This is a genomic window from Neobacillus sp. FSL H8-0543 (assembly GCF_038592905.1).
Taxonomy (GTDB): domain Bacteria; phylum Bacillota; class Bacilli; order Bacillales; family Cytobacillaceae; genus Neobacillus.
The window spans coordinates 3,036,188-3,055,849 of record NZ_CP151943.1; the positions used below are offsets into that span (position 1 = coordinate 3,036,188).

The 19,662-nt window shown below is 37.0% G+C and carries 19 protein-coding genes; 15 read left to right on the forward strand and 4 right to left on the reverse strand.

Annotated features, from left to right (window positions below; translation table 11 throughout):
- Positions 1–27 precede the first annotated feature (27 nt).
- A complete protein-coding gene (locus NSS81_RS14970) occupies positions 28–1,209 on the reverse strand; it encodes a galactokinase (RefSeq protein WP_342429481.1) in 1,182 nt (393 codons plus the stop codon).
- 324 nt (positions 1,210–1,533) lie between these two features.
- Here NSS81_RS14970 and NSS81_RS14975 point away from each other — a divergent pair, with 324 nt between their 5' ends.
- From NSS81_RS14975 to NSS81_RS14985, 3 genes are all read left to right on the forward strand, one after another.
- A complete protein-coding gene (locus tag NSS81_RS14975) occupies positions 1,534–1,866 on the forward strand; it encodes a zinc ribbon domain-containing protein YjdM (protein ID WP_342429482.1) in 333 nt (110 codons plus the stop codon).
- A 120-nt stretch (positions 1,867–1,986) separates the two neighbouring features.
- Entirely contained in the window at positions 1,987–3,207 is a 1,221-nt protein-coding gene (locus tag NSS81_RS14980; protein ID WP_342429483.1) for a CNNM domain-containing protein, read from the forward strand.
- A gap of 75 nt (positions 3,208–3,282) precedes the next feature.
- Entirely contained in the window at positions 3,283–3,489 is a 207-nt protein-coding gene (locus NSS81_RS14985) for a hypothetical protein (RefSeq protein WP_342429484.1), read from the forward strand.
- Positions 3,490–3,758: 269 nt separating this feature from the next.
- Here NSS81_RS14985 and NSS81_RS14990 read toward each other — a convergent pair whose 3' ends face one another.
- Positions 3,759–4,598 carry a LysR family transcriptional regulator gene (locus tag NSS81_RS14990; protein WP_342429485.1) on the reverse strand — a complete coding sequence of 280 codons (840 nt, stop codon included), beginning with the start codon at positions 4,596–4,598 and terminating at the stop codon, positions 3,759–3,761.
- Positions 4,599–4,735: 137 nt separating this feature from the next.
- On the opposite strand from NSS81_RS14990, the gene NSS81_RS14995 reads away from it, so the two are divergent.
- The gene (locus NSS81_RS14995) at positions 4,736–5,704 is read left to right on the forward strand and encodes a threonine/serine dehydratase (protein ID WP_342429486.1); all 969 of its coding nucleotides are present in this window, start codon (positions 4,736–4,738) and stop codon (positions 5,702–5,704) included.
- Between the two features lie 166 nt (positions 5,705–5,870).
- Here the strand turns inward: NSS81_RS14995 and NSS81_RS15000 are convergent, their stop codons facing one another.
- Positions 5,871–6,953, reverse strand: a complete 1,083-nt coding sequence (locus tag NSS81_RS15000; protein ID WP_342429487.1) for a branched-chain amino acid aminotransferase — start codon at positions 6,951–6,953, stop codon at positions 5,871–5,873.
- A gap of 228 nt (positions 6,954–7,181) precedes the next feature.
- Between NSS81_RS15000 and NSS81_RS15005 the strand changes: the two genes are divergently transcribed.
- From NSS81_RS15005 to NSS81_RS15045, 9 genes are all read left to right on the forward strand, one after another.
- Complete coding sequence (locus NSS81_RS15005) at positions 7,182–7,733, forward strand: YhcN/YlaJ family sporulation lipoprotein (RefSeq protein WP_342429488.1); 552 nt, start codon at positions 7,182–7,184, stop codon at positions 7,731–7,733.
- 226 nt (positions 7,734–7,959) lie between these two features.
- Positions 7,960–8,583: a histidine phosphatase family protein gene (locus tag NSS81_RS15010; protein WP_342429489.1), complete on the forward strand. Its 624-nt coding sequence runs from the start codon at positions 7,960–7,962 to the stop codon at positions 8,581–8,583.
- Positions 8,584–8,742: 159 nt separating this feature from the next.
- Positions 8,743–9,483 (forward strand): ATP-binding cassette domain-containing protein, encoded by a 741-nt coding sequence (locus NSS81_RS15015; RefSeq protein WP_342429490.1) that lies wholly within the window; start codon positions 8,743–8,745, stop codon positions 9,481–9,483.
- 12 nt (positions 9,484–9,495) lie between these two features.
- Positions 9,496–10,158 (forward strand): methionine ABC transporter permease, encoded by a 663-nt coding sequence (locus NSS81_RS15020; RefSeq protein WP_342429491.1) that lies wholly within the window; start codon positions 9,496–9,498, stop codon positions 10,156–10,158.
- 21 nt (positions 10,159–10,179) lie between these two features.
- The gene (locus NSS81_RS15025) at positions 10,180–11,007 is read left to right on the forward strand and encodes a MetQ/NlpA family ABC transporter substrate-binding protein (protein ID WP_342429492.1); all 828 of its coding nucleotides are present in this window, start codon (positions 10,180–10,182) and stop codon (positions 11,005–11,007) included.
- 1,370 nt (positions 11,008–12,377) lie between these two features.
- The gene (locus tag NSS81_RS15030) at positions 12,378–13,343 is read left to right on the forward strand and encodes a quinone oxidoreductase (RefSeq protein WP_342429493.1); all 966 of its coding nucleotides are present in this window, start codon (positions 12,378–12,380) and stop codon (positions 13,341–13,343) included.
- Between the two features lie 835 nt (positions 13,344–14,178).
- A complete protein-coding gene (locus tag NSS81_RS15035) occupies positions 14,179–15,372 on the forward strand; it encodes a nucleoside transporter C-terminal domain-containing protein (protein WP_342429494.1) in 1,194 nt (397 codons plus the stop codon).
- Positions 15,373–15,498: 126 nt separating this feature from the next.
- Positions 15,499–15,933, forward strand: coding sequence for a transposase (locus NSS81_RS15040; protein WP_342429495.1), 435 nt, complete (start codon positions 15,499–15,501; stop codon positions 15,931–15,933).
- Between the two features lie 30 nt (positions 15,934–15,963).
- Complete coding sequence (locus NSS81_RS15045) at positions 15,964–16,890, forward strand: IS3 family transposase (protein WP_342434037.1); 927 nt, start codon at positions 15,964–15,966, stop codon at positions 16,888–16,890.
- 188 nt (positions 16,891–17,078) lie between these two features.
- Here the strand turns inward: NSS81_RS15045 and NSS81_RS15050 are convergent, their stop codons facing one another.
- Entirely contained in the window at positions 17,079–17,777 is a 699-nt protein-coding gene (locus tag NSS81_RS15050) for a methyltransferase (RefSeq protein ID WP_342429496.1), read from the reverse strand.
- A 188-nt stretch (positions 17,778–17,965) separates the two neighbouring features.
- Between NSS81_RS15050 and NSS81_RS15055 the strand changes: the two genes are divergently transcribed.
- A complete protein-coding gene (locus NSS81_RS15055; RefSeq protein ID WP_342429497.1) occupies positions 17,966–18,184 on the forward strand; it encodes a hypothetical protein in 219 nt (72 codons plus the stop codon).
- Positions 18,185–18,308: 124 nt separating this feature from the next.
- Positions 18,309–18,854, forward strand: a complete 546-nt coding sequence (locus tag NSS81_RS15060) for a GNAT family N-acetyltransferase (protein WP_342429498.1) — start codon at positions 18,309–18,311, stop codon at positions 18,852–18,854.
- Positions 18,855–19,662 lie beyond the last annotated feature (808 nt).

The window sequence follows — 19,662 nt, forward strand, 5'->3', positions numbered from 1 at the left end:
GGAAGTTCGTGTGGGATTCCAATCATATTAATCCTCCTTTGAAATTTCTTTTGCACCGTCACCTATTGCTGCAGTATAGAAGGTGGCATTATAGCCAACCACTTCATGATAAATGGCATTAATGTTTTCCTTGAATTCCTCTACTTTTTCATTTCTAACCAATGCAATGGCACACCCACCAAATCCAGCACCGGTCATACGTGCACCTAATACACCGTCTTGTTTCCATGCAGCTTGAACAATCGTATCAAGCTCAAGACCGGTTACCTCATAATCATCTCTTAAGGATTGATGGGATTCAATCATTAGTTTTCCAAAGCCTTGAAGGTCCCCTCGCTGCAGTTTTTCCAAAGCTTCAAGTGTACGTGCGTTTTCATATACGGCGTGTTTCGCACGTTTTTGATTAATCTCATTAGTAATTAAATGTTTATTCTTTTCAAATGTATCTGTCGTTAATTCTCCTAAGCTAGTAATCGATAACTCCCGTTGCAAATCTTTTAATGCTGCCTCACATTGGGCACGCCGTTCATTGTATTTAGACCCAGCTAAGGTGCGCTGTTTATTTGTATTAATAATCATAATCACATGATCTTTCATATTAATCGGTGCATACTGATATTCCAATGTTTCACAGTCTAACAGAATAGCGTGATCCTTCTTTCCTATACCAATCGCAAATTGATCCATAATCCCGCTGTTCACACCAATATACTGATTCTCAACCTTTTGTCCCAGTTGAACCATAGGGATTCTTTCCATATTTAAATCAAATAATCCATCTAATAAAACACCTGTTACTAACTCAATTGATGCAGAAGAAGAGAGACCAGCACCATTGGGAATATTTCCGTAGTACAGAATATCTGCACCCTGAGTGATTTCGTGACCTGCTTCTTTTATATAAAGAAGCATTCCTTTTGGATAGTTGGCCCAATTGTCAGATTCATTAAAAGTTAAATTAGATAAATCAGCTTCAATCACTCCAGTCTCTGGAAAATTCATGCTGTAGAAGCGAAACTTTTGATCATCCCGCTTTTGCCCTAGCGCATAAGTTCCGTATGAAATAGAAGCAGGGAACACATGCCCTCCGTTATAATCGGTATGTTCGCCAATCAGGTTGATTCTGCCTGGGGCAAAAAAGGTTCTAGGCGTCTCTGTTGTAATAAATATCGATTGAAATTCACTAGTTAAATTGGCTATAGTACGCATAATGCCTCCTAATAAAATGAGAAGTAATTTCGATGAAATACTTTCTAAGATGCAATATTATATCTTTATTAATTAATTTAATTAAGTTAATGTAAGTTTACTATGAGTTATTTGTAGACGCAATAAAAAAATATTATATAGTTCGGAGACTTATGATGTAAGAATTCTTGAGAAAAAGAAATAATTTATAGGCTACATGAAAATTCTATATAAAAGATAGCTTTTACTTATGGAAAATCAAGTAATTAGCTATCTTTTTTTTAACAGTTACTTTAGTCTATTATTAGGAACAAGCTATAAAGATTAGATGGAGGAAATGAAAATATGGATTTACCAAATTGTCCAAAATGTAATTCATCCTATACATATGAGGATGGAAGTCTTTTTGTCTGCCCGGAATGTGCTCATGAGTGGGCTTTAGAAGCTGAAATTAGTGAAGAGCAAAACGTTGTAAAGGATGCCAATGGAAATGTCCTAAACGATGGTGATTCGGTAACTGTAATAAAGGATTTAAAGGTAAAAGGTAGTTCTTCTACCTTAAAAGTCGGTACAAAGGTTAAAAATATCCGGTTAGTTGATGGCGACCATAATATTGATTGTAAAATCGATGGATTCGGAGCCATGAAATTAAAATCGGAATTTGTTAAAAAAGCTTAAAAATTTTTAGCTAAAAGCTAGGCGAGAGCCTAGCTTCTTTTAAAATATTTTGTAAATTTGTAAAGCTAATTTATAATGAAAATAAATAGAGCAGTGGGAAGTACAAGGAGGAATTTGCACGTGATCATTGCGATCATTATATTATTATTCGTTTCATTTTTCTTCTCAGGAAGTGAAACAGCGTTGACAGCCACTAATAAAATGAGGCTGCAAACAAGGGCTAGTCAAAACGACGCAAGGGCTGAAAAACTGTTAAACTTAGTCTCGAAACCGAGTGAATTTATTACGGCAATTCTTATCGGGAATAATATTGCGAATATTGTGCTGCCGACTCTGGTTACAACCTTGGCCATACAATATGGTTACAATGTGGCTATTGCTTCTGCGATTTTGACGGTTATAATTATTACCTTTTCTGAGGTTTTGCCAAAGTCAATCGCTGCAGCCTTTCCAGATCGTATTGCGTACCTTGTTTATCCAATCATCCAGTTTGTTATCATCATTTTAAAGCCAGTAACAATCATTTTGAATGGACTGACTGGATTTATTACAAAAGCTCTTTCCAGAGGCGAAGAAACAAATGTAACAATTTCCAAGGAAGAATTACGAGCAATGGTCGATATTGCCGACTCTGAAGGAATGTTTAAACAAGAGGAATCGCATCGGATTAAGGGAGTTCTTGATTTTTATAATTTAAATGTTAAGGATGTACTTAAAACGCCAAGGGTAGAAATTGTGGCACTCCCCTTTACAGCTACATTTGAAGAGGTAAGAGCAATTGTTATTGAGAATCCCTTTACAAGATATCCAGTCTATAAAGAGGATATTGATAATATTGTCGCAGTCTTCCATTCGAAATATTTATTATCGTGGTCTACTGAATCGGAGAAATCACTGGAATCATATAGTGATACCGATCCTTTGATTATCTATGAGTTTCAGGACATCGAATGGGTTTTCCGACGGATGACGAAAGAGAAAAAGCACATGGCTATTGTTTTGGATGAGTATGGCGGAACGGAAGGAATATTAACCCATGAAGATGTGATTGAGGCGATGATTGGGTTGGAAATTGAAGATGAAATGGACCTTGAGAATGAAGGACTCGTTGAAAAACTTACTGCAACAGAAATCATCTGTGAAGGGAAAATACCATTGCATCAATTAAATTCTATTTTTCATACAAGTATCCCTGAAGAAGAGGACGTCCTTGCAGGGTACCTGTTAAGAAGATTAGATGATTTCCCTGAAGAAGGGCAAATTATCGAGCAAGATGACCTAACCTTTAAGATTTTAGAAACGGAAGGCCGCACACTTAAGAAGGTTCAGATAATAAAATAAATAATTGAACACTTACCACCTCTGAATAATTTAAGGTTTACTACATAACCTAGTTCTGTTCAGGAGGTGAAACGAATGTCTAACCGTGATAAGAATAAACAAAATGGAAATAGTGTTTCAGAGGGCATTAAAGAAACGGCTGGTGCTGCCTTTCATGCCGTTCATAGTGCACTAGAAACCACTGAGAATGTGGCAATGAATACTGTTGACGCAACCGCAAAGGCTGTTAGCAATATGGCTGGAAGTGAAAATCGTAACAGAGGAAATAACGAAAATCAATAACGAAAAAACGCCATGTAAATTTAAGGGGTTCCGATACCTATCGCAAAATTTGATTTTGTACCTAAAAATGCATATTAAAAAGCACTGCAATTTTTTTTGCAGTGCTTTTTAATTGTGAAAAAAATAGCCCAATCCGAATTGGACAGAGATACTTCACAATTTTATTTTCGGAACATACTCCACTAAAGGCCCCGTTCAATTAGGTACACATTAACCAATCTGTAAAATAGTATTAAACATTTTAGGATTGTTTTTTTCAAATGCTTGGATTAGTTCTTTGCCAAATAAATTAAATTAAGAATTTTTGTTGAATAGGTTAATAAAGAAATTTTTCTACTAAAATTTTTATTCTCTAATGGGATTGGTTTTAAACTTTGATCTAGGCCTCTAATCATCATTTCAGGGAGGATTGTAACTCCAACTCCATTTTTAACAAGATTTAAAATTAAATCATTTTGTCCGATTTCCATCGTCTTATTTAATATAAGTTCTTCTTGGCTTAAATATTGTTCTAACGAATTTCGGATGTCGCAAGGAAAAGTGGGCAAAATCAAATTTTGTTCGGTTAGTTGATCGAATGAAATTGAATGAACTTGTGAAATTTTACTAGAAACATGTGCTATCACAAAGTATGGTTCATTAAAAAATGTATAGACATATTCTTTTTCATTAACATCCTGTCCAAATCCAATATCAATTTCTTTCGCTAGTAATAAGTTTTCGATTTCCTGACTAGTTCCCACAACCTGAAGAATTACTTTATATTCTAAGGAACTCAACTTTTGAATTATTTCTGGTAAAAGATTACTAGCAATACTAGGTAAGGCTGCAATTTTTATGGTTTTATTAATTTCTTCTTTGGTAAATATTTGTTTTAATTTAGAAACTTTTCTTAATATCATATTGGCTTCTGTTAGAAAAAGTTCCCCATCCCGAGTCAAAATAACTCCGCTTTTATTTCTTTCAAATAAAGTAGTACCTAATTCATCCTCTAATAATTTTAACTGCTTAGTTAAGGCTGGCTGTGAAATATGGAGTGATTTTGATGCTTTATTGATACTTTTATTTTCGGCAATTTTTTTTACGTAATTCATTTGATGAAGGTTCAATTTCTTCCCCCCTCTTATAACTACAGATTATAACATTATAACAAGCATGTATTATCTAACAATTTGAAAAAAACATAAAATTAGTAGAAGACCCATAAGATTAGAAAACCTAAAGCAATAATAAGGGAGATGTAATTTTGAAAAAATTTTCGATTACTTTGCAGGATATAATCCAATCGCATCAGAAAATTCAGCCTTATATTCACCACACACCTCTAGAGTATAATGAAGTGTTAAGTCAGTTATATAAAACGGATATCTTTTTAAAATTAGAAAACCTTCAAATAACAGGAAGCTTTAAAGCAAGAGGGTCTCTCAACAAGTTGTTAACATTAGATGAAATCGAGCGTCAACGTGGTGTAATTGCTCCTTCTGCAGGTAATCATGGAATCGGCTTAGCCTATGCAGCTAAGAAATTAAATGTACCTGCTCATGTTTATTTACCAAAAGATGCAGATCAAAGTAAAATTCAAGCTTTAAAGAACTATGGCGCGCAATTATCCTTTTTTGAAACAATGGAGGATGCTAGGATTGCAGCCATAAACACAGCACATGAAACGGGAAAAACGTTTCTTTCTGCATACAATGATCCATCGGTTATTTCAGCTGGTGGCACAGTTGCTTTAGAGATTATAGAAGATTTGGCAGACGTCGATGTAGTGATAACTTGTTTAGGAGGAGGGGGACTTACAGCTGGCATCTGTTTAGCCTTAAAATCTATCAATCCAAGAATTGAAGTTTGGGCTATAGAGCCTAAAAACAGTCCTTCCATAGCTACTTGGCACGATCAAGGAAAGGTTACAAACGTTGAATTAAAAACTTCAATAGCTGAGGGCCTAAGCGGTCCTATCGATCCTGAAACGATTACTTTTCCAATTATTCATCAATATATTGATAGAATTTTAACAGTATCAGAAGAAGAAATTGTAAAAGCCATGAAACTAATGGTAGAATGCCAATACATTGTGGAACCTTCAGGAGTAGCAGGTGTTGCAGCGTTAAGTCAATGTGGAAATGAATTAAAGGGGTTAAAAACAGCCATCGTAGTTACAGGTAGAAATATTTCTTGGTCTAGATTTATTTCTATTGTTCAAAAATGGAGGTGAATTTGTAGGGGGATACACCTGTCAGTGTAACCTTACAATTTTCAGTAAAAATGGCATAACGATCGGTATATACCAACAAAAAATGCCTATCAAATCATACAATTTGATAGGCATTTTATCTTACATTTTCTTCATTGCGATATTGTATTCTTACAAGGTAGGCAGCTTAGACCTCTACCTGAGCAACTTTCACTACCCAGTTAAATGGATCTTCTTTATTGCCGAGTTGTATTCCGGTCATTTCATCATATAGGTCCTGTGATAGTTGGCCGATTTTATAATCATTGATTACGATGGCATGATCGTTCCAATGTAATTCGCCAACGGGGGAAATAACGGCGGCCGTACCGGCTCCGAAGACTTCTTCCAGTTCTCCGCGCTCATGTGCTGCATAAACCTCTTCAATCGAAATTTTTTCTTCTCGTACTGGTATCTTCCAATAGTTTAATAACTGAATAACTGAGTCACGTGTGACACCAGGTAAAATGCTGCCATTTAATCTTGGTGTGACCACTTCGCCATTTATTTTGAAGAAGATATTCATACTACCGACTTCTTCCACATATTTGTTTTCTTTCGCATCAAGCCAAAGTATTTGGGCAAAACCATTTGCATCAGCCTTTTCTTGTGCCTTTAGGCTGGCGGCATAATTGCCTGCAGTCTTTACATGGCCAACCCCTCCAATGGAGGCCCTGACGTATTGCTCTTCTACGTAAATTTTTACAGGACTTAATTGACTGCCATAATAAGCACCTGATGGGGAGAGGATGACAAGCAATTTATATTCTTTTGCCGGCCTTACACCGAGATAGGCTTCTGTCGAGAAAATGAATGGGCGAATATAAAGCGAAGTCCCGTCACCATCTGGAATCCAATCTTTTTCCGTAAAAACTAATTGTTTGATCGCACGTAATAAAAATTCCTCATCAATTTGCGGTATACAAAGTCTGTCGCATGATTGATTAAAACGCTTCATGTTCTTTTCTGGACGGAAAAGCTGAATGGTGCCGTCCGCTCCTTTATAAGCCTTCATACCTTCAAAAATCGCTTGTCCATAGTGAAAAACCATTGCTGCTGGATCTAATGTTAATGGTTCGTAGGGAGTAATTCTCGGGTTATACCATCCAGTCTCACTATGAAAATCCATTACAAACATATAATCGCTGAAATACTTTCCGAAGCCCAATGAAGAAGTATCAGGCTTTGTCTTTAATTCTTCTCTTTGAATGAATAAAATCTCTTGGTTCATAATCACACCTCTTTTAAATCTTTATTAATTTTGGATTTATAATTTTACGAATTATCTTACTATACTATACCACTCAAACCGTTTTTTCATCCAGTATGTAGACTCATTTTCGTATAGCAACTAAATTAATTATTAAATAGAAAAAATTAACAAGTCCTACTAATTTCTACATAAATAAAGGAAAAAAAGGTAACTGTAAGCATAGGTCTATTTTAGGAGGAAAGTAAAATGAAGGTATATAAAAAAATATTCTTTTGCTTATTTGCTTGCGCGTTGGTTACTGGGTGTAATATGAACCAACAAGGAAGTGAACATAACCAGAAGGGTGAAGTGGATAACCGGCAGCAAGGGGCTCGCAATGTAGGCAATGCCTTAGGTAATACCAACATGGACTTTATGAACAACACGAACAATATCAAGAACACAACTACTAGGAGAAATAATAACTCTCATCTGCGTGTCGCAGGTGAAGCGCAGGACCATATTGAGAATCTATTCGAAGTAAAACATGCTACCATCATTGTACTGGATAGAGATGCTTTTGTAGCGGTGGTTATGGATAATGACTTAAATGGTGAAGTTAGTCCGCGTATCGAGGATGAAATTGCTGCGCAGGTTAGATCTACTGACAATTCAATTAGAAATGTATTTATTTCAAGTAACCCGGATTTTGTCGAAAGTATGAGTGAGTATGGAGACAAAATAAGAAGTGGTAAATCGAAAACTGGTCTAGAAAAGGAATTTAATGAAATGACAAAAAGAGTTTTCCAGGATCGTTAGGCAGACCTTAGTTAAGCCTCAGTCCCAATTTATTTTTATACCCTTTTATTATATAAATAGCCCTATTCCCTAACGCAAACGGGGAACAGGGCTATTTTTGTGTTAGAAAGATTATCCTCTAAAGCAGGAAAAACGTATTTGAAAATAGAAGACATGTTAAGACATAGGAAAGAATGAATTTATGGGGATTGAATGAAAAAACAATAAATCAAGGGGTGGGAGTTAGTTGAATATTTATCTTATACGTCATGGGGAAGCAGAGCATAATATCGACCGGGCAGTAATGTCTCATACACATGATTCACAGCATAGCTTGACAGAGCTTGGACAAAAACAAGCACAAAAAACCGGTGAATTTCTCCAATCAAAAATGAATGATAAAACGATTTTATATAGCTCTCCCTATTTACGTACGATTCAAACGGCGAAGGCTATCCATTCATTGCTGCCCCAGCAAGTTCCATTTTACGAGAATCCGCTTTTACGAGAGTGGGAATTAGGAAATCTTTACGACTTTAATAACCGGACCCCAGAGGCCAAAAGAGAGTTTAAAGCAGCAGGTCTTTTTTACTTTCGCCACCCAAATGGGGAATCACTAGCTGATGTTTATTTACGTGCAACTATGTTTATGAACACGGTAGTGGAACGGGTGAGGCAGCAACAGCGGTATGAGAATCTGGTGGTCGTCTCCCATGCTGGATTTATTCATATGCTTCTTGCCTTTCTGATGAACTGGCCAGTTGAAGAATTGGCTGATTTCAAACCGATCGAAAATGCCTCGGTCATCACCATACATGAAGAATCCGGTGATTATCAGTATAAGAAGATTTTTGTACCAGAGATTAATTAAATGAGGAGAAACCTTCCCCCACACCTTGTGGCAGGAGGGTTTATTTTTTTTGGAAACGTAATTACATGACAGTTTCTATTATTAACACTATAATAATGTGGGTAGAAAACATAGAGTAGGATTTGAAAGGGACGGATTGAAAAGGAGGTGTGTTGTACGGTGATTTCTTTGCACAATGTCAGCAAAAGCTATAAGCAGGCTCTGACAGCACTGCAGGCTGTCCAATCAGTTTCACTAAAGATTGATAAAGGCGAAGTTCACGGGATTATCGGCTCAAGTGGCGCAGGAAAATCTACCTTGCTTCGTTTAATCAATTTACTTGAGATACCTAATGAAGGAACAGTAGTTGTTGGTAAACATACGCTAACGGAGCTTTCAAGCAGGAAGCTTCGTGAAGTAAGACAATCAATCGGGATGATTTTTCAGCATTTTAACTTAGTGGCGAATAAAACAGTATTTGATAATGTCTCGGTGCCACTTGAACTGGCAGGCTATTCAAAAAAGGCACGCCAGGAAAGAGTCAATGAATGTCTGGAATTTGTCGGTCTTGTAGATAAAGCAAGGCAATACCCAGCTCAATTAAGCGGTGGTCAAAAGCAACGGGTGGCGATTGCCAGAGCACTTGCGAACAGACCAACCGTATTGTTATGTGATGAACCAACTTCTGCTTTGGATCCACAGACAACGGGTGGCATTCTAGAAGTACTTCAAACAATAAATAAAGAGTTTGGTGTGACCATAGTCATCGTCAGCCATGAGATGGATGTCGTTAAAAGCATTTGCGATAAAGTAACGGTGATGGAAAGTGGTAAAATTCTTCAGACTGTATCAATTAAACCACAGGGATTTGTCATTCCTAGAGATGATCCACATTGGTTTATACAGCAGTTGAGCAACTAAAGGAGAGGTAACATGCCTGAAATCATTTTACAATATCAAGCAGAGATATGGCAGTCTATTGGAGAAACCTTTGTCATGGTTGGAGTTTCCATTGTTGCAGCGTTTTTGATTGGACTCCCAGTTGGTACCTTGCTGTATTTGTGTCGCAAGGATCAGCTGCTTGAAAATCGTATCATTTATTCCAGTTTAAATATATTTGTCAATATCGTTCGTTCCTTCCCTTTTCTATTGCTTGTTGTATTTTTAATCCCATTTACGCGATTGATTGTCGGGACAGCCATTGGTACCATTGCAGCTACGATCCCGCTAACAATTATGGCGATTGCTTACTATTCAAGGCTGGTGGAGCAAGCTTTACTTGAAGTCCCGCACGGTGTGATTGACTCAGCCGTGTCAATGGGTGCATCGATAACAGAAATTATATTCAAGTTCCTTTATGTGGAGGCGCGGTCGGGACTGGCGCTCGGATTAACGACGTCTACGATTAGTTTTATCTCCTATTCCACGGTTATGGGGATTGTGGGTGGAGGCGGTGTTGGCGATTTTGCGATTCGTTATGGCTATCAACGTTTTGAAACGGAACTTATGATTTATATGATTATCATTATGATTTTCTTTGTGCAAACCATCCAGTTTACTGGAACAACAATGGCTAAACGTTTGGATAAACGTTAAGACTTTATGGAGGAAAAACTTATGAAAAAGATTTTATTACTTATATTTTTAACGCTTCTTGTATTAGCGGGCTGTGGTACCAATGAGAAATCTGAAAGTGCAGATAAACCAGCAGAAAAGAAAGAAGAAGTAACCTTGAAAGTGGCCACATTAATTCCACCAATGACGGATATCCTCGAGATTGTGAAGCCGTTAATGAAAGAGGAGGGTATCAACTTAGAAATCGTTGTGCTGGGTGACAATGTTCAACCGAATAATGCACTAGCTAATAATGAAGTTGATGTTAACTTCTTTCAACATATCCCATATATGGAAGAATACAATAAGGCGAATGGGTCGGAATTAGTTCTTGTACAACCCATTTACCATGCGGTTTATGGTGCTTATTCTAAACGATTCAAAAACATTGAGGAGCTTCCGGAAGGTGCAACGATTGCGATTGCAAACGATCCAACAAACATCGGCCGTTCGCTTGTCATGCTCGCTGACTTTGGCTTAATTACCCTGAAAGAGGGCGTGGGGATTCATGCAACCCAAGCAGATATCGTCAAGAATGAGAAAAATTACAAGTTTGAAGAAGTGGATCTCTTGATGCTAGCAAGAATGCTCGATGATGCTGATTTAGTTGCGATGACACCGGCTTACGCAGCTCCGCTAGGATTAACACCTAATAAGGATGCGATACTGACGGAAAGTATTGAATCAGAGTTTGCTATTTCGTTAGTGGCACGTTCTGATAATGCAGAATCTGAAGCTGTTCAAATGTTAGCGAAAAAAATGACTGGACCCGAAGTGAAGAAATTTTTAGAGGAAGATTACGCAGAAACGGCTTTACCGGCGTTTCAATAAACCAGTGTCAAGCATTTAATGCCCTATTTCAAATGTTGTAGTAAATAAAACGCTGTTGATATTATGATCAAAGGGTTCACTTTAGAGGTGCATGACCTCGTTTTGACAGCGCAAATGACAGTAAATGTGGCAAAGAAATAGTTAAAGTGAAGAGTGTCTAATTGAATTAAAATGGCACTCTTTTTTTACTATATAGACCAATGTTTTAATAATTATTTGATGTTTTTGTAAACTTTATTGTTTCGAGATAATGTAAGCAATAGTAATAAGGCAGAGATAGAATTTCCTTCAGCAAACAAGTTATTGAGCTTCATACTTCCGGAAAACCTCGATTTGTGGATAATTATTGCTTTTGGCTATCGGACCAGCGAAAAATCTTTAATAAAAGATTTATTACGCCGATAGCCTAGCATCCTAGTAGTTATAGGGGATTCATATCGACCAACCCGTTGGAAAATCCTTTATCCCGGTCGTTATGGAAGGTTTATAACTACCGAACCCTTGGAAAAATTTTAGTCCCGGTCGTTATGGAAGGTTTAAAACGCCCGAACCCTTGGAAAAATCTTAGTCCCGGTCGTTATGAAAGGTTTAAAACGCCCGAACCCTTGGAAAAATTTTAGTCCCGGTCGTTATGGAAGGTTTAAAACGCCCGAACCCTTGGAAAAATCTTAGTCCCGGTCGTTATGAAAGGTTTAAAACGCCCGAACCCTTGGAAAAATTTTAGTCCCGGTCGTTATGGAAGGTTTAAAACGCCCGAACCCTTGGGAAAATCTTAGTCCCGGTCGTTATGAAAGGTTTAAAACGCCCGAACCCTTGGAAAAATTTTAGTCCCGGTAGTTATGGAAGGTTTAAAACGCCCGAACCCTTGGAAAAATTTTAGTCCCGGTCGTTATGGAAGGTTTAAAACGCCCGAACCCTTGGAAAAGTCTTAGTCCCGGTCGTTATGACTTCAAATTGACACTAAATTTGGCATTCAAATTGGTTAGATTTATTCGTTGCACAACAAGTACTGTCATCTAAAAACATCTTGAAAATTTGATGGTCAATTCTACCCAGAACAGGGCTAAAACCTTGATATACTAATAAAAATGGCATGCGTCAATTCGCATGCCATTTCATGTGCCAATTAGCCTTTGTGCACCTTCCAAGTGAACCCTTTGATATTATGATCAACTGCGTTTTTATGTTAATCAAGCAATTCTTTCGTAAACGGGAAATCCAAAGGAAAGCCCTATGGATTGGATAGGGATGTATTATGTAAGGTATGTAATCGAAATCTTTTTGATGCAGTCGATGTCATTTGCATTTCCATCCACAAATCTATTTAATTAAGGCGTATTGTAAAATTTAATAAAAATGGGGGTAAACAATTGAAAGCACTTGTGTTCAATAAATTTGGAGGATCAGAAGTACTGGAATATCGCGAAATCTCTGATCCGGTCATCGGTAAAGATGAAATACTTGTAAGGATGAAAGCCATTGGCTTGAACTTTGCTGATATATATAGAAGAAAAGGGAACTATCATCTTGCAGGAAAGCCCCCTTATATTTTAGGTTATGAAGGGGAAGGGATCGTTGAAAAGATAGGAGAGAATGTCAAAGGCACTAACGTAGGCGACCGGATTGCCTTTGCAGATGTTCCGTATGCGAATGCAGAGCTAGTAGCAGTGCCAATAGAAAAGGCGATACCAGTGCCAGAAACAATCCCGTTTGCTGCAGCTGCATCCATTTTGCTCCAAGGCTTGACGGCGCATTATTTAACACGGGATAGTTATGCGGTGAAAGAGAAGGATGTGGTCCTTGTTCATGCTGCAGCTGGCGGTGTTGGACAGCTACTCGTTCAAATCGCAAATCTGCTGGGCGGTAAGATAATTGGCTTAACCTCATCCGTAGAAAAAGCAGCGGCTGCGAAGGAAGCAGGAGCTGATAAGGTTTTCTTGTATAGTGATGATTGGAAAAGAGCAGTGCTAGAGAAGACGAACGGAAAAGGGGTAAATGTTGTATTTGAATCTGTAGGCTCAACCCTAGAAGACAGCTTTCAGGTAACTTGCATAGGTGGAACCGTTGTTTTTTATGGAATGGCAGGGGGTGACCCAGCAATGGTTGACCCGAGAATGTTAATGGATACGTCAAAAACCCTAACTGGCGGTGACCTATGGAATGTCCTTACTTCCCGCGAAGAACGAATTGCTCGTGCGAATGAGCTGTTCCGATGGATGGAAGAAGGAAAGTTAATAGTATCCGAGCCGACGATATTTGCGTTGCGTGATGGACAAGAAGCACACCGGTATCTTGAAAGCCGCAAGAGCACCGGCAAAATTCTATTAATTCCTTAGGGAAGCAGAGGGACGGTTCAAGGTCATGGAAAAAGCTCTGGGGGTTATTCGTACTTGGGATGAATTTAGAGACGATTTACACGAGTTTCGAAAGCCTGTTTCTATAGAGCAACCTGAACTGCCTTTATCCTTTAGAAGAGGATTGAGGACAAAACTCCAGAGTGTTGTTGGAGATTTGTCCTCAAGAAGGGGTATAGAGAACAAAACTCATGAGTAGTGTTGGAGATTTGTCTTTAAGAAGGGGTATAGAGAACAAAACTCATGAGTAGTGTTGGAGATTTGTCTTTAAGAAGGGGTATAGAGAACAAAACTCATGAGTAGTGTTGGTGATTTGTCTTTAAGAAGGGGTATTGAGGACAAAACTCATGAGTAGTGTTGGAGATTTGTCTTTAAGAAGGGGTATAGAGAACAAAACTCATGAGTAGTGTTGGAGATTTGTCTTTAAGAAGGGATATTGAGGTTAATTTCAGGTTGCAAATCGTTCAATATATAGCAATCACAAAGTCTCGAGGATCCAATTTTAAAAATGTCATCGGAAATAATGGTCAGCAAAAATTTTGCTGCATATCAGGTAGGGTTAATAGACTTGTTAATTAAGGATATACAAAATGCTGCGCTCGTAGAGGTAGACTCTGAATGAATAGGCACCAGAAAAAGGTTAAAACCGTAGCACTCTACTAATATAAGAAAACACTTTTGCTGTTGTCATCAAAGGTGTTTTTTTGTTTGAAGTGGTTTGTTAGGTACCAACTACTTGGATGAACGGATGGAAAATGAAATTTTATTAGATATAAATATCTAATTTGGCAAATGATAAACCAAAGGAGTTGATCATTTGTATTTTTTGTTAAATGCACTAGGGTTATTGGTTGTTCTTGCACTTATTTTCCTCTGCTCACCCAATAAAAGAAATGTTAAGTGGAAATCGATTTTAACTTTGGTCGTAGTTGAATTCTTGATAACCTGGTTTATGTTAGCAACGAAGATAGGCTCATGGGTAATTAATAAAATTGCCTCGTTCTTTAACTGGTTGATTACTTGTGCAAACGAAGGAATTTCATTTGTATTTCCTTCTGTTATGGCTAACGAGTATGTGGATTTCTTTTTTAGTGCGTTAATGCCAATTATCTTCATTATTACGTTCTTTGATATTCTAACCTACTTTGGAATCTTAACGTGGATTATGGATAAAGTAGGCTGGCTTATTTCAAAGGTTTCGGGATTGCCTAAGCTTGAGAGTTTCTTCTCGATACAGATGATGTTTCTTGGAAACACAGAAGCGCTGGCAGTTATCCGGCAGCAATTATCGGTATTGAAGGAACAAAGGCTGCTAACCTTCGGAATTATGAGTATGAGTAGCATCAGCGGATCGATCATTGGCGCTTATTTAACAATGGTTCCAGCGACATATGTATTTGTTGCTATTCCGTTAAATTGTTTGAACGCGCTACTAATTGCCAATATACTAAATCCTGTTGATGTGACTAAAGAAGAAGACATCGTTTATGTACCAAATAAAAGCGAGAAGAAGGATTTCTTTTCAACCATCTCAAACAGTATGCTTGTTGGAATTAATATGGTCATCGTCATAACGGCCATGGTCATTGGATATGTTGCTTTAACCGCTGCCGTTAATGGCATTTTAGGATTTGTGGTAAATGGTTTGACCATCCAAAAAATATTCGCAATTATTTTTAGCCCATTTGCGTTCTTACTTGGCTTATCTGGAGAAGATGCTATGTATGTTGCTCAATTAATGGGAATTAAGCTAGCAACAAATGAATTTGTTGCGATGATGGATTTAAAGGGGAAAATAAATGATCTTGCCCCTCATACCGTTGCTGTTGCTGTCACTTTCTTAACTTCATTTGCCAATTTTAGTACAGTGGGTATGATTTATGGAACGTTTAATTCAACCCTAAGTGAAGAAAAATCAACCATTATTGGGAAAAATGTTTGGAAGTTATTGGTAAGTGGAATAGGTGTGTCATTATTAAGTGCGATGATTGTTGGATTATTCGTTTGGTAACGAGTAGATTTCACACTCTCTTAACTAGGTAATATAATATAAAGTAAAAAGCCCAATTTCCTTTATTGCGGAATGTACTGCACCCCAAAAGTTAGAGTAAAATCTATACTTTTGGGGTGTATTTTTATGGCTAAATATAGTCAGGAATTTAAGTTAATAGTCGTCAAAGAATATCAAGAAGGAAAATTAGGATATGAACGTTTAGCTAAAAAATACGACATGAAGGACTTTTCACAAATTAGGAGATGGGTAAAAGTACACGAGAAATACGGTGTGGAAGGTTTAAAGAGGAAGAAACATAAGGAAAGATATTCTGTTCAATTTAAGCTAGATGTATTAAGCTTTATGAAAAGAACAGGATCTTCAGAAACTGATACAGCCCTTCAATTTGGGCTAACAAACACTCCTATGGTAGCCTCTTGGAAGAAGGCTTTCCTTGAGGGTGGTGCTGAAGCCCTGGATAGATCGAAAGGGATGACAGCCATGTCTGATAAAGATAAGAACAGTAAAAATAAACAATCCGAAGAGAAAGAAATGACGTATGAACAAAAGTTGGAGTGAGAAAACGAACTTCTGCGTTTAGAGGTAGAAATACTTAAAAAAGTTGCGAGCTTTTCAGATGGATCCGGAAGGCTATCTCGAAAAGCACAAGCAGCGTTATCATTCGAACTCAAAGAAAACTTCAAATTAAAAGATGTTTTACTCAAGGTGGGTATTCCTGAAGCTACCTACCATTATCATATAAAAATGATGAAGAAGGAAAATCCGAATCAGGGACTTGAAGAAGTGATTCAATCCATTTTTGAGGAACATAAAGGCAATTATGGTTACCGTCGCATCCTTCTGGAATTGAGAAACCGTGGGCAAAAAGTGAATCATAAGAAGGTTCAACGCATTATGAATAAACTCGGACTCAAAGGGGATAAATTCAGGAGAAAATCGCGCAAGTATAGTTCTTACAAAGGAACGACTGGAAAAGTTGCCGAAAATCTTATCAACCGCCGTTTTAACACAAATGTGTGTCATCAAAAATTAACCACAGATATTACAGAATTCAAGTGTTCTGACGGTGTAAAATTGTATCTAAGCCCAATTATGGATATGTTCAATGGTGAAATTCTTTCTTATGGGACGAGTATGCGTCCAACCTTAGAATTAGCGATCAAACCACTCGAGGAAGCATTAGAAATTGTAAAGGATTCAAAATATAGAACCACTATACATTCTGATCAAGGGTGGCATTATCAACATAATACATGGGTAAATAAGCTTAAGGAAAATAAGGTGTTCCAGAGTATGTCTCGAAAAGGGAACTGTTTAGATAATTCACCAATGGAGAACTTTTTTGGATTAATGAAACAAGAAATGTATTACGGGGAAGCGCTGTGCCCATTTGAGGAATTAAAAATGAAAATTGAAGAATATATCGCTTATTATAATAACAAGCGTATAAAGAAAAAATTGGCAGGCATGAGTCCGGTTCAATACCGTTTCCATACCAGCCAATTAGCTGCTTAATATAAAACTCTAACTTTTGGGGGTCACATCAGAAGTTGGGCTTTTTTTTCCTTATTTTACTTGGATCCTCAACAATTATGAGTACCCCCACTTCAATGGAAGCTTAGTGCTCTCCTTTTTAGATTTAGTATATAAGACATGAAAAACGCTGTTGAATGTTATCAACAGCGTTTTCTATAGAGGTTTTTTTATTTTTTTGCAGTGTGTGCAATCCACCCTCCAAAAAGGGTGGTAGAGAAAAATTGGGTGATTCGTTCAAATCCAGTTTGTACTAAAAGTTCTTCGATTTGGTTGGCAGATATAAATGATAGTTCCCGAACGGATTCTTCCATTTCATCGACATCTTCTTGCGTTAAATCGGTTAAATCCTGCCATATCGATTTCCATAATTTCATCCGTTCATCAAATTCTGGGTTGGATTGGTCTCCAAACATCGTAACAAGAGCAAAAGGTGAACCCGGTTTTAATTGTTCTCTCACTGTGCTTAATAAACTGCGTTTTTCTTCTATTGTTTCAACAAAGTGGAGAACAAGTAAGCATGAGGCGGCATCGAATGTATCCGTAAATTCAATTTGTTCAATTGTTCCAGTATGAATGGATACGCGATCGTCTATTCCTTCACTCTTGGCTTTCTGCAATGCTACCTCTAGCATGTCTTCAGACGGATCAATACCTATAAAGGACCATGTTGGATTTGCTGTTCCAAATGTCACAAATTCATTTCCGCCCCCAGCGCCAATGACTAATACATTTGCTGAGTCTTTAACATTTGCACGAAAGAAGGACTGGACCATTTGGAACATCGCATCATATGTAGGCATAGCACGTCTTATACCAGTATCATATTCTCTTGCCATTTCCATATTCATCTCTAAATCTTCATCCATTTTTTTGCTACCTCCTTAAGATTGCTTGAATATTATTATACAAAGAATACCATCGCGAAAGGGACTCATATAGCATTTGGAAATAAATTTATGGTACTTGGTACAAATCTAATGCTATCCATATATTTTATATAGATACATGAAGGGCATTTTTTGTATCACATACCAAATGAAATAGGTGAGGACAAATGTTTGTAGTGCATTTTTTCGAGAATAAAAAGCTCTTGTTAGTTCAGCTGCGTAATCAGGTTCCAGCCGTAGGGGAAGATATAAAAATTAAAGGACGTAAAGGTAAAGTATCAGATGTTAATAGTGTGGATGAAAAAAATATTCAAGTACAAATTCTCATAGAAAAAGTGATTAATAAAAATAAGCTTGTTGTCGATCCAAAAAAGAAAAGAAGGTAAGTTGGGTTAAAATAAAAGAGAACGTCCATGTTAGATTTGGCTAACATGGGCGTTTTTTAGTATCATTTTTGTAACAACAATTAAAACGGTCGGTATCGAGCGAAGATGTGTAGGGGGATATGTTGTGCTTAATGTTGAGATAAGAAGGCCAAGAATAGAGGACTCTAAAGAGTTAAATGGACTTTTTAGAACGGTGATAACGGATACGTTTATTAAAGAAGGCATTGGAGATAAATTGGACGATATGGAAGAGGAAATCCGAAGCAAGAAAGCCTATTTAAAAAGTGACTTTGAAAGTAATGGGGAGAAAAGATATTTTCTGATTGCTTTAGCCGGCGGTAAGATTATTGGTTCCATCGAAAATGGTCCCTCGAGTGAGCTCATTCGTAAATGTACAGATAGTGCTTTAAAAGAGCTAAATGAGGTTGGTACAGTATTTGTACATCCGGAGTACCAATGGAAGGGGGTAGGAAGTTTTCTTTTAAATAAAATGTATTTAAATTTGCGGAATAACGGTATCGATGAATTTTGTTTAGATAGTGGATATGTTCGTGCACAAACCATTTGGACAAAGAAATTTGGAGTTCCTGATTATTTGTTAATGGATTATTGGGGTGAAGGATTTCCTCATATGATATGGAGACTCAAGGTCGATGATCTATTGAAATAGACCGTCCCCAGCCTTGTAAAAATATTGGAAGAGTGATAGCTTTACTTACTATTGTCGGTCCCGTACTTTTTCTTCTATATACCTTCCTCCGAGCTATAATTTTTTTTCTCCTGTAGCCTAATCTTTATACTGGGGATAGTGGTGACAGACACCGTGTTACTAGGTTGGTTCGCTGCGGCGATTTTTTCTTTGTGGAGCTAACGGGAAAGGTTAGTGAAGTAATTGTTTTGAAGATTGTCACATCATTAGAAAGATAAATATTGTATAACAATAGTATACTGCCTTTTTAATTTATTCTAGGAGAACTTAAAGAGATGAATATAGTTAAGTTTTTTATTTATCAAGTCTTATTAACTTTTATCGGGATAACAAATAATCTCTTCTTTAGCTTTTTAAATGAATTAACTCTCTTTGAATATAAGTTTGTTTTATCCTTAGTCAAGGTACCTATTACTATGTTAATACTCTATTTTATCTTTAGATTATATTATTTATTAAATATGAAATTACGATACAAGATATTAATCCATATATCTGCTTTTATTGTCGGATTCGTAATTTTAGGATTATTATCGGGAAGTATAAAGGCTTAAAAGATGAATCTGGTTGGTAAAAAATAAGTATTTGGATGTGAAATACTGAAGTGGATTTATTTGAATCGATTTTTCCTTTTGTCGGAATAATCATACCCCTCATTTATGTTATATTCTCTAAAAATAATAAGAGATTAAAAATACTTGTTTTATTTGTAATTCTGGCTGTTTACTGGGTTTACTATTTTATAGGTTACCTGTTTAACAATAATATT